Genomic DNA, 10,440 nt, shown 5'->3' on the forward strand with positions numbered 1-10,440 from the left:
CTGGCGAGCGTGGCCGGTCTGGCCTGACGCCCCGCGACCTGTCTGGACGAAGAGGCACGGAGGGCTCGTAAGCTGGACGTTTGTGCTCTATGGCAGATCTGCGGAAATCAGCGCACTCGACGAGGTGATCGCGCGGGCTCACGACGGCTCGGGCGGCGCCGTGGTGGTGCGGGGCGAGGCGGGGGCGGGCAAGACGGCCCTGCTCGACGCGGCGTCCGCGCGCGGCGGCGGGATGCGGGTGCTGCGGACCACGGGCGCCGAGTCCGAGTCCGACCTCGCGTTCGCGGCGCTGCACCAGGTGCTGCGGCCGGTGACCGGCTCGCTCGGCGCGCTGCCCGAGCCGCAGCGCGCCGCCGTGAGCGCGGCCCTGGGGCTGGCCGCGGGCGGCGCCGGGGATCGTTTCCTCCTGGGGGCGGGCGTGCTGTCGCTGCTGGCCGAGGCCGCCAGGCCGGACGGGCTCGTGTGCGTGGTCGACGACTTCCAGTGGGTGGACCGGGCCTCGGCCGACGCGCTGCTGTTCGCCGCCCGGCGCCTGGGGACCGAGCGGATCGCGATGCTGCTGGCCGTACGCGGGGACGCTCCCGTGAAGGGCGTGCCGCAGACGGTGGACGTGCGCGGCCTGCCCGAGCTCGCGGCGGCCGAGCTGCTGGAGGCCCGCCACGGGGCGCTGCCCGCCCGGGTGAAACGGGAACTCGTCTCGCTGACCGGCGCGAACCCGCTCGCCCTGGGCGAGATCGCCGCCTGCCTGACGCCCCCGCAGCTCGCCGGGCGCGAGCCGCTGCCCGACCCCCTGCCCGGCGGCTCCCGGCTCTTCGGCGACCGGGTGCGCGAGTTGCCGGCCCCGGTCCGGCTGGTCGCCCTGATCGCCGCCGTCGAGGCCGATCTCGGCCCGGTCCTGCGCGCCGCCGACCGGCTGCTCGAGACGGAGACCGGGGCCGATAGCGAGATCACGACCGGGCGGGAGGCGCTCGCCGAGCTGGAGGAGACCGGGCTGGCCGGGGTGTCGGGGACGAGCGTGCGGTTCCGTCACCCGCTCGTCCGGTCCGCGATCCACGAGGCGGCCACCCCCTCCGAGGTGCGCCGCGTGCACGCCGTCCTGGCGGAGCTGACCGCCGATGACCGCCGGGCCTGGCACCTGGCCGGAGCCGCCCTGGGCCGGGACGAGCGGGTCGCGGCCGCGCTGGTGGCCACCGCGGAGCGGGCGCGCGACCGCGGCGGGTACGGCGCCGCCGCCACGGCCCTGGCCAGGGCCGCCGAGCTGACCCCGGAGCCGCGCGCCCGTGCCGTACGCCTGAAGGACGCCGCCGTCGCGGCCTGGCTCGGCGGCCGTCCGGGACAGGCGGAGTCGCTGCTGGCCGAGGCGCGCGAACGAGCCGATGGGGACGCGGCCCTGGCCATGGAGGTCGCCCAGCTCCGGGGCCGCTTCGAGCTGAACTCGGGCAACGCCGCCGAGGCCGTGCGGATCCTGGCGGCGGGCGACAGCCTGGACATGCTGGCCGACGCCGTGGAGGCGGCCTCGTACGTCGGCGACACGGCGGCTGTCGTCGAGCTCGGCCGCAGGGCCGAGGCGCACCCCGAGGGTTTCCTGCGCGACGCGGTGGCCGGGATCGGCCTGACGCTGGACGGCGCGGCCGCCGGGCCGGGCCTGTTGCGGCGGGCCCTGGCGCGGGCCGGTGAGCAGGAGGACGCGGCGGGCTACCTGTGGGCGACGGCGGCGGCCAGTTACCTGGGCGAGCCGGACCTGGCCGCCGAGCTGGCCGGCCGGGCGGGCCGGGTGGCCAGGGTGTCGGGGATGGCCGGGCAGCTGCCCGTCGTGCTGGAGTTCGTGGCGAACGCCGAGCGCATCGCCGGGCGGCTGGCCCATAGCCAGGCCGTCGCCGAGGAGGGGCTGGAGCTGGCGCGGGAGGCCGGGTACGCGAACACGGAGGCCGCGCACCTGGCCAACCTGGCGGTGCTGGCGGCGCTGCGGGGCGAGGAGGAGTCCTGCGAACGGCTGGCCCGTGAGGCGCTGGCCATCGCGATCCCCCACCGGGTGGGGCTGCGCGCGGGGGTGGCGGCCTACGCGCTGGCCATGCTCGATCTGTGCCTGGGCCGATACGCGGCGGCGCACGACCGCTTCACGGCCATCGCCGCGGCGGGGCCGGGCGCCGGGCATCCGACCGTGGTGTGGCGGTCGGCGCCGGATCGCGTCGAGGCCGCCGTGGGCGCGGGTGACGAGGCGGGCGCGCGGGCGGCGCTGGAGGCGTACGAGCGGTGGTCGGCGCAGGCCGCGACGCCGGAGTCACGCGCGCTGCTGGCCCGCTGCCGGGGGCTGGCGGCCTCGTCGGAGGACGCCTTCGGCGAGGCGCTGCGGCTGCACACCAATCCGTTCGAGGCGGCCAGGACGGCCCTGCTGCTGGGTGAGCGCCTGCGCCGCGCGCAACGGCCGGGCGAGGCGCGGGCGCAGCTGCGGACGGCGTGGGAGACGTTCGAGCGAGCGGGCGCCCGGCCGTGGGCGCGGCGCGCGCAGGACGAGCTGCGGGCGGCGGGCGAGAGCGGGCAGGCCCCGCCCGCGGCCGTGCTCGACGCGCTGACCCCGCAGGAACTGCGCATCGCGGGCCTGGTCGCCGACGGGTTGTCGAGCAAGCAGATCGCCGCTCAGCTCTTCCTGAGCCCGCGCACGGTCGAGTACCACCTGTACAAGATCTATCCGAAGCTGGGCATCGGCACGCGAACCGAGCTGGCGCGACTAGTAGTTCTACTGAAGGCGCCCGTAGCCGGCGACGGCATGCTGTGACGCATGCAAAAAGTAACCATCTGGAGTGAAGAGTTCGGCGCCGCGACGGACGAGCCGATCCTGCTGATCATGGGTTCGATGTCGCAGGGCATCCTGTGGCCGGACGAGTTCGTCGGCCGCCTGACCGCCGGAGGCCGGCGGGTGATCCGGTACGACCACCGCGACACCGGCCTGTCGGGCACCGTCGACTTCGCGGCGGAGCCGTACACCTGGGATGACATCAAGGACGACGTCTACCGCGTGATGGACGCCCACGGGCTGGAGAGCGCGCACCTCGTGGGCCACTCGGCGGGCGGGCTGCTCGCTCAGCTCGTCGCCGTGGAGCGGCCGGAGCGGGTGCGCTCGCTGACGGTCATCGGCGCCTCTCCGCTCGGGGGCGGCGAGGGCCAGGTGCTCATGCGGGCGCTGATGGGCCAGCCGCAGCCCGAGGGGAGCCTGCCGGAGCCGTCGCCGGCGTTCGTGGACTTCTACCGTGCGCTGATGGCGGCCCCGCCGCCGCAGGACCGGCGCGCGGTGATCGACGGCATGATCGCCGAGCAGCGCCTGCTGCACGGCACCGGGCTGCCGTTCGACGAGGACGCGGCGCGCCGGCTGCAGGAGAGGATCTACGACCGGGCCCGCGACCTGCCGGCGGTGGCCAACCACCGGCTGGCCGGGGCGGCGAAGCCCGATTTCGAGCCGGTGGGCGTGCTGCACCAGGTGAAGGCGCCCACGCTGGTCATCGAGGGCAGCCACGAGCCGGTCAAGCCCGGGCATGGCGCGATCATCGCCGAGCAGATCCCCGGCGCGCGGCTGATGATCGTGGCGGGCATGGGGCACACGCTGCCGCCGGAGACGCACGAGAAGCTGGCCGCCGCCGTCGTCACGCACTCGGGGCGAACGCCCGGAGCGTGATCTCCACGAGCGTGTCGGCGTACTCCGGGGTGAGGTCCCCGGAGCGTAGCTGCCAGCGCTGGTAGAGCGGGGCGTAGAGCACTTCGAGCACCAGGTCGAGGTCGGCGTCCGCGGCCAGCTGGCCGGCCCGCTGTCCGCTGCGCAGCCGTTCCTTCTTGGCTTCGTCGACGGGATCGGACAGCTTCTCGCGGTACAGGGAGGCGAGGCCGGGATCGCCGATGACCTGCAGGGTGAGCGCTCTGATGGGGGCCTCGAACGCCGGGTCGGCGAACTCGGCGACGGTGGCCCGCATGACGGTCTTCAGGTCGGCCTCGAGGTCGCCGGTGTCGGGCAGCCGGATGCTCTCGCCGTCCGTGCTGAGCGCGAGGAAGGAGTCGAAGATCACCGCCCCTTTGGACGGCCACCAGCGGTAGATGGTCTGCTTGCCGACGCCGGCCCGGGCGGCGATGGCCTCGATGGACACCTTCTCGTACCCGAGCTCGCTGACCAGCCGGCGGGCTGCGTCGAGGACGGCCTGCCGGGACCGCTCGCTGCGCCGTGCGGGGTTCGGTTTTCTGGGGCTGGACACGCCACGGAGCATAACACCAGACGAGACGGTACGGTCCGTCTTGACGTTTGGGCGAGGTGCCCGCATACTCATCTCAGCGAGACGAACCGTATCGTCTCACTCTTGATGAGGAGATCGCATGACGACTGCCCGCGTATGGTTCATCACCGGCGCGTCGAGGGGCTTGGGCAGGGCCTTCGCCGAGGCGGCCCTGGCGGCGGGAGACCGTGTCGTCGCGGCGGCGCGCGACCTCGCCCCGCTCGACGATCTGGCCGCCGCCCATCCCGGCGACCTCGTACGGCTGACGCTGGACGTCACCGACCGCGCGGCCGTACAGAAGGTCGCCGACCAGGCGGCGGCCGCGTTCGGCCGGCTCGACGTCGTGGTCAACAACGCCGGCACGATGCTGTTCGGCATGGTGGAGGAGGCCACCGAGGAGCAGATCCGCGCCCACTTCGACGTCAACTTCTTCGGCGCCGTCTGGGTGGCCCAGGCCGTGATCCCGCACCTGCGGGCGCAGGGATCCGGCCACATTCTGCAGGTCACCACGATGGGGACCGGCGGCGGCGTCGCGTCCGCCGGGTTCTACGCGGCCGGCAAGAGCGCGCTCGACTCGGTGAGCCAGGCGCTGGCGATGGAGGTGGCGCCGTTCGGGATCAAGGTGACGATCGTGCAGCCCGGCGGGTACGGCACGGAGCTGTTCACGCGCGGCACCACGGCGACCGAGCCGCTGCCGGAGTACGAGGCGCTGCGCGCCCAGCTGGCCGAGATGTGGGGCGACGCAGCCGGCCCCGACCCGAGCACCGCCGCCCCGGTGATCATGGAATTGGCCGGTCTGGCGGAGCCGCCGCTGCGGCTGATCGTGGGCGGCGCGTCCTACGACATGGTCCAGCAGATGGACCGGGCCCGCACCGAGCAGTACCGGGCCTGGGAGCACCTCAGCCGCAAGGCGCCGGGCTGATCGCGACCGTGTCGGGTAACCGGCCGAACGCAAGGGGTTCCCAGTCCGGTGAGCGGTGAGGTGCGGGCGGGGCCGGTCAAGCTCCCGCGATCGGCTCACAGCGTCTCCGGATGCCGCATCCGGGCCGGCGTGAACAAGGCGACGGCGGCGATCAGCAGGCACCCGATCCCGGCGAACAGGAACACCGGCGTGGACCCGTAGTGCCCGGCGCCCCAGGTCAGCGCCGCCGCGCCGAGCGGTCCCAGCGAGAAATGGATGGTCCAGAACGCGGAGGTGACCCGCCCGAGCAGGTGGGCGGGCGTGACCTGCTGGCGCAGCGACAGCGAGCAGATCCCGGCCACGCTCACGCACCCGAGGTAGAAGGCCATGATCGCGGCCACTCCCCAGACGGTGCCCAGGAAGGCGATGCCCGCGATGGCCGACCCGGCCATGGCCAGCGCCCCGATCCACAGCGGCCCGAACCCGAGCCTGCCGCGCAGCCGCGTCACCAGGGCGGCCCCGAGCATGTTGCCGACCGCCCCGACGCCCAGCACCACGCCGATGACGCCGTCCGGCTGCCCGAGGTCCTCCTTGAGCCGGAAGATCACGATGTCCGTGAGCCCGAGCGTCAGGAAGATGAAGAACGACAGCAGGATGGTCAGCACCCGCAGCACCCGGTGCCGGAACAGGAAGATCGCGCCGGCCAGCAGTTCCCGCCACGGCTTCTCGCGTACGGCGGGCACCTCGTGCCGGGGGATCTTGACCAGATACACCCCGGCGGCCGACACGGCGAAACTCCCGGCGTTGATGGCGATCGCCGCCGTCGGCCCGAACCATCCGGCGACGAGCCCGGCCAGCATCGGCCCGAGCACACCGGCCGCGGCCGAGGTCGCGAAGAGCTTGCCGTTCGCCTCGGTGACCCGCTCCTCCCCGACGAGGGTGGGCAGCGCGGCGACGCTGGCGACCGAGTAGACCATGCCGACCGCCGCGGCCAGCGGCAGCACGGTGTACAGCAGCCAGATCTGCGGCCCGCCCAGCCAGGCCAGCGGGATCGTGGCGTACAGCAGGCAGCGGACGATGTCACTGGCCAGAAGGAGCTTGCGCCGGTCGAGCCGGTCCACGAGGACGCCGGCGAAGATCCCGGCGAGGACGCCGGCCGCGCCGGAGATGCCGGTCAGCAGTCCCATCTGGGCGACGGAGCCGGTGACCTTGAGGATGAGCAGCGGGACGGCGATGAGCGCGAACGAGTCCCCGGCCACCGAGAATGTCTGCGCGCCCCAGAAGACGGCGAAGTCGCGCCGCCGCAGTAACGACCGGGCGGCCACGGGCTGCTTCATGGTTTCACGTCGATGTTCACCAGGTGAGACCTTCTTCTCTGGATCAAGGTGGTACTCCTACCACTTTGCCGGATTTCCGCCGTCCGTCGGCGGTATTTTCGGCTGGTGGAATCAGGAACGCCGTTACCCGGGCTGATACCGCCCGCCGACCCGCTGGCCGAAGCCCTCGGGTACCCGGCGGCGCTGCTCGACACCACGCTCGACCAGTTGCGCACGCTCATCGTGGTGCGCGGCACCGGCTCGGCGCTGCAGGCGGCGCGGCTGCTCGGCCGGGAGCAGTCCAGCGTGCAGAAGCAGCTCGACACGCTCAACCGCACCTTCCGGTCGCTGTGCGGCGAGGCCCTGGTCGGCAAGCGGGGCAGGGGCAAGGACTTCGTGTTCACCCCCACCGGCGAGGCCGTCGTGGAGCGCGCCCGTGGCATGCTGGCCGACCTGATGGACGACGTGCAGGCCGGCCGGCGGCGCCTCGGCGCGACGCTGACGGCCGGCACCACCGAGTTCACGCTGTGGCTGCTGGCCCGGGCCTGGGAACGGCTGGCCGGGCCGTTCGGGGAGCGCGGCGTCGACTTCCGTCTCGTGCACGTGCGCACCAGGGACTTCTGGTCGCGCCTGGACGAGGGCCAGGTGGACGTGTTGTGCGGCAGCGTCCTGGCGCCGGCCGGCGAACGGGCCGCGCACGGCAAGTACGACGTGATCGAGTGGCGCCGCGGCAGCCCCGTCCTGCTCACGAACCTGCCGGAGGACGTGCTGCCCGGCCCCACCGCGCCGGTCAGCGCGCTGGCCCGGCTGCCGCTGGTGGTGCCGGTGGACGGGGTGATCGCCGGCTTCTTCGCGCGCTGGTTCGGGCCGGCCTTCCGCGAGCGCCTGACCGTCGCCGCGCAGATCGACGACGCGCAGTACGGCATCGCCCTGCTGCGCTCGCGGCTGGCCAGGGGCTGCATGCTCGTCACCACGACGCTGGCCAGGCGGGTGGCGGGCAACTCCGGCCTGCGGGTGGTCGAGCTGGTGCACGACCTCGAGCCGAAGCTGGAGATGGTCTCGGCGGTCTTCGCCCGGGCGGGCGAACGCGAGCGGTACGCCGCCCATCACCCGCTCAACCTGCTGTGGGAGGCGCTGCGCGAGGAGATCGCCGAGACCGGGTACCCGTCAGCCCGCTAGCGACTCCTCAACGTAAGCGGCCAGATCGGCGTCCCCGCTGCCGGCGGCCATCCGGCGCGCGGTCCCGAACGCCTGGTGAGCCGCGCCCTCGTCGCCGCGGCCGAGGCGGGCCCGGCCCAGGTCGAGCACCGCGAGGACGACCTCGCCGGCGAGGTCGGCGGCCACCTCCAGCACCCAGCCGAACGACGCCTCGGCCTGCTCCGGATCCCGGTGCAGCACCCACAGCAGACTGGCCGCGGCGGGAAAGGCGTCCCGCGCGGTCCTGGGCACGCGGCGCCAGGCCGCGTCCGCGGCGATCAGGTCCGCGCCACGCGTCATCAGCACGCCGAACAGGAACCACGCCCGCGGCTCCAGGGCGCCGGAACCGATCTCGCCCAGCCTGCCGATCGCCGTCTCCGCGCCCTGTTCGCCGTGCTCCCTGGAGAACAGGTAGGCGACGAAGGCGGCGCCCCACGGCGCCTGCACGGGATGCCCGGTGTCCATGGCCCGCTCGTAGCAGCGCAGCGCCTGCTGCAGCTCGCCCTGCTCCAGGAAGTGCTCGGCCGCCCGGATCGCACCGGCGCCCGCCGCCTCGGGGTCGTTCAGGTCGACACCGGCCTCGCTCAGCTCGCCGACGCCGTCCAGCCTGGCCAGCATCTCCTGCGCCTTGGCCGCGTCCTCGGGCCCGCCGACGTGCAGGGCACGCGTCCAGGCCGCACCTGCGCCCTGGAAGTCCTGCTCACGGGTCAGCAGGATGCCGAGGTTGACGGCCGCCTTGCCGCTGAACATCGGCTGTTCCAGGGTGACCGCGTCCTGGTATGCCTGCCGGGCGCCGGCGGCGTCGCCGTACTCCTCCAGAAGCGTGGCCAGGTTGAACAGCCCGCCCGCCGCCGCCATCGGGTCCGGCCCGGCGGCCACGCGCCGCAGCTCGGCCAGGCCACCGTGGAGATCGCCCAGCTCGCGGGCGAGCAGCACGCCGATGGTGACCGCCGCCATGGCCGCCGCCCACCCCTCGCCGTGCTGCGCGTGCCGGAGTACGGCGACGGCCCGGTCGGCCTGGCCGCGCGCGGTGAGGATCGACGACAGGTCCACCGCCGCCATCGGGCCGTACCTGCGGTGGCCGGTGGCGATCGCCCGTTCCAGCATGGGCACGGCCTCGTCGGGCGCGCCCGCCATCGACAGCGCCGAGCCCAGATAGGCATACGCCTCGGCGGCCACGTCGGGCAGCGGCGACTCGGCCGCCTGGCCGAACGCCTTGATCGCCGCGTCCAGGTCCCCCTCCCCCACCCACATCCGGCCGCGCGCGAGCGCCGCTCGCCCGACCACCTCCTCGGCGGTGGCGGGCGTGGTGCGTGCCGGGATGTCGTGGCGGGCGAGGATCTTCTGGTTCTCCTTCGCCGCCTCGGCGACCTTCTCGGCGCCGTGGTCGGCCGCGTAGCGCCAGGCGGCCTGGGCGGCCTCCATGTCGTCGTCCACCAGCGCGTCGCCCATGCGCAGCGCCGCGTGCGGGGCGAGCTCCGGTTCGCCGCCCTCCAGGATGAACGAGAACCAGTCGAGCGCGTCGGCGCCGGCTCCGGTCTCGAGCAACGTCTCCGCGCATTCGGCGAGCATCTCCGCGCTCTCCCGGTTGCCGGACATGCTCGCGGCCATGGCCAGGATCGCGACGTTGAGCCCGCTGTCCGGCGGCAACGGAGGAATCCGGCCGATCTTTCGCGTCAAGGTCTCACCTCTCACCTGCGCTGATGAAGAACAGAGAGGTTTCTACCAAAAGGCGAGACCCATATTTCCCGATTTGTCGCTAATTATCGGGGGATCATTTCTAGCTATCTCAGGGACATTTCTCCAGCCTCAAGGTCGAACTCGGTGATCGCATCCAGATCTGCCCCCATGGCCAGGTTGGTGACGCGTTCGAGGATCACCTCCACGACCACGGGCACGCGGAATTCGGCCATGAGCTTCTGGGCTTCCTCGAAGGCGGCGGAGATCTTGTCCGGGTCGTGGACGCGGATGGCCTTGCAGCCCAGGCCCTCGGCGACTTTGACGTGGTCGACGCCGTAGCCGCCGAGTTCGGGGGCGTTGACGTTGTCGAAGGCGAGGCTGACCTGGTAGTCCATGTCGAAGGCGCGCTGGGCCTGGCGGATCAGGCCGAGGTAGGAGTTGTTGACCAGCACCTGGAGGTAGGGGATGTTGAAGTGCGCGCCGACGGCCAGTTCCTCGATCATGAACTGGAAGTCGTAGTCGCCCGACAACGCCACCACGCTGGCCTCGGGCTCGGCCACCGCCACCCCCAGGGCCGCCGGGACGGTCCAGCCCAGCGGCCCGGCCTGGCCGCAGTTGATCCAGTGCCGCGGCCTGTAGACATTGAGGAACTGCCCGCCGCCGATCTGCGACAGCCCGATCGACGACACATAGCGCACGTCCTTGCCGAAGGCCCGGTTCATCTCCTGGTAGACGCGCTGGGGCTTGATCGGCACCGCGTCGGATTCGGTACGGCGGAGCATCGTGCGTTTGCGCTCCTGGCACGCGCGCACCCACGCGGACCGGTCGGGCAGCTCGGCGCGCGCCGCGTGAGCCACGTGGATGAGCTGCCGGAGCGCGAACCGGGCGTCGGAGACGACGCCGTAGTCGGGGGCGAAGACGCGGCCGATCTGGGTGGGTTCGATGTCGATGTGGACGAAGGTGCGGCCGTGCCGGTAGACCTCCAGGCCGCCGGTGTGGCGGTTGGCCCAGCGGTTGCCGATGCCGAGGACGAAGTCGGCGGCCAGCAGGGTGGCGTTGCCGTAGCGGTGGGCGGTTTGCAGGCCGGCCA

Annotated in this window: 8 protein-coding genes; 4 read left to right on the plus strand and 4 right to left on the minus strand. The window is 73.2% G+C overall.

Annotated elements, in window-relative coordinates:
- Positions 1 to 82 precede the first annotated feature (82 nt).
- Both FVE25_RS56565 and FVE25_RS41740 read left to right on the plus strand, forming a co-directional pair.
- On the plus strand, positions 83 to 2,776 hold the full coding sequence (locus FVE25_RS56565) for a helix-turn-helix transcriptional regulator (protein ID WP_157253022.1): 2,694 nt from the start codon (positions 83 to 85) through the stop codon (positions 2,774 to 2,776).
- Between the two features lie 3 nt (positions 2,777 to 2,779).
- Positions 2,780 to 3,670, plus strand: a complete 891-nt coding sequence (locus FVE25_RS41740) for an alpha/beta hydrolase (protein ID WP_157253023.1) — start codon at positions 2,780 to 2,782, stop codon at positions 3,668 to 3,670.
- On the opposite strand, the gene FVE25_RS41745 is transcribed toward FVE25_RS41740, so the two are convergent.
- Positions 3,639 to 4,238 carry a TetR/AcrR family transcriptional regulator gene (locus FVE25_RS41745; RefSeq protein WP_246268269.1) on the minus strand — a complete coding sequence of 200 codons (600 nt, stop codon included), beginning with the start codon at positions 4,236 to 4,238 and terminating at the stop codon, positions 3,639 to 3,641. The genes FVE25_RS41740 and FVE25_RS41745 overlap by 32 nt on opposite strands.
- Positions 4,239 to 4,356: 118 nt before the next feature.
- Here FVE25_RS41745 and FVE25_RS41750 point away from each other — a divergent pair, with 118 nt between their 5' ends.
- Complete coding sequence (locus tag FVE25_RS41750; protein ID WP_157253025.1) at positions 4,357 to 5,178, plus strand: SDR family NAD(P)-dependent oxidoreductase; 822 nt, start codon at positions 4,357 to 4,359, stop codon at positions 5,176 to 5,178.
- A 95-nt stretch (positions 5,179 to 5,273) separates the two neighbouring features.
- Here FVE25_RS41750 and FVE25_RS41755 read toward each other — a convergent pair whose 3' ends face one another.
- The gene (locus tag FVE25_RS41755; protein WP_157253026.1) at positions 5,274 to 6,494 is read right to left on the minus strand and encodes an MFS transporter; all 1,221 of its coding nucleotides are present in this window, start codon (positions 6,492 to 6,494) and stop codon (positions 5,274 to 5,276) included.
- Between the two features lie 105 nt (positions 6,495 to 6,599).
- Between FVE25_RS41755 and FVE25_RS41760 the strand changes: the two genes are divergently transcribed.
- Positions 6,600 to 7,652 carry a LysR family transcriptional regulator gene (locus FVE25_RS41760; protein ID WP_219825893.1) on the plus strand — a complete coding sequence of 351 codons (1,053 nt, stop codon included), beginning with the start codon at positions 6,600 to 6,602 and terminating at the stop codon, positions 7,650 to 7,652.
- On the opposite strand, the gene FVE25_RS41765 is transcribed toward FVE25_RS41760, so the two are convergent.
- The gene (locus FVE25_RS41765; protein WP_157253027.1) at positions 7,641 to 9,350 is read right to left on the minus strand and encodes a tetratricopeptide repeat protein; all 1,710 of its coding nucleotides are present in this window, start codon (positions 9,348 to 9,350) and stop codon (positions 7,641 to 7,643) included. The genes FVE25_RS41760 and FVE25_RS41765 overlap by 12 nt on opposite strands.
- Positions 9,351 to 9,454: 104 nt before the next feature.
- Positions 9,455 to 10,440: thiamine pyrophosphate-dependent enzyme (locus tag FVE25_RS41770; RefSeq protein WP_246268271.1), on the minus strand; the 986-nt coding region annotated here is incomplete at its 5' end.

This window comes from Nonomuraea typhae (genome assembly GCF_009760925.1).
GTDB lineage: Bacteria > Actinomycetota > Actinomycetes > Streptosporangiales > Streptosporangiaceae > Nonomuraea > Nonomuraea typhae.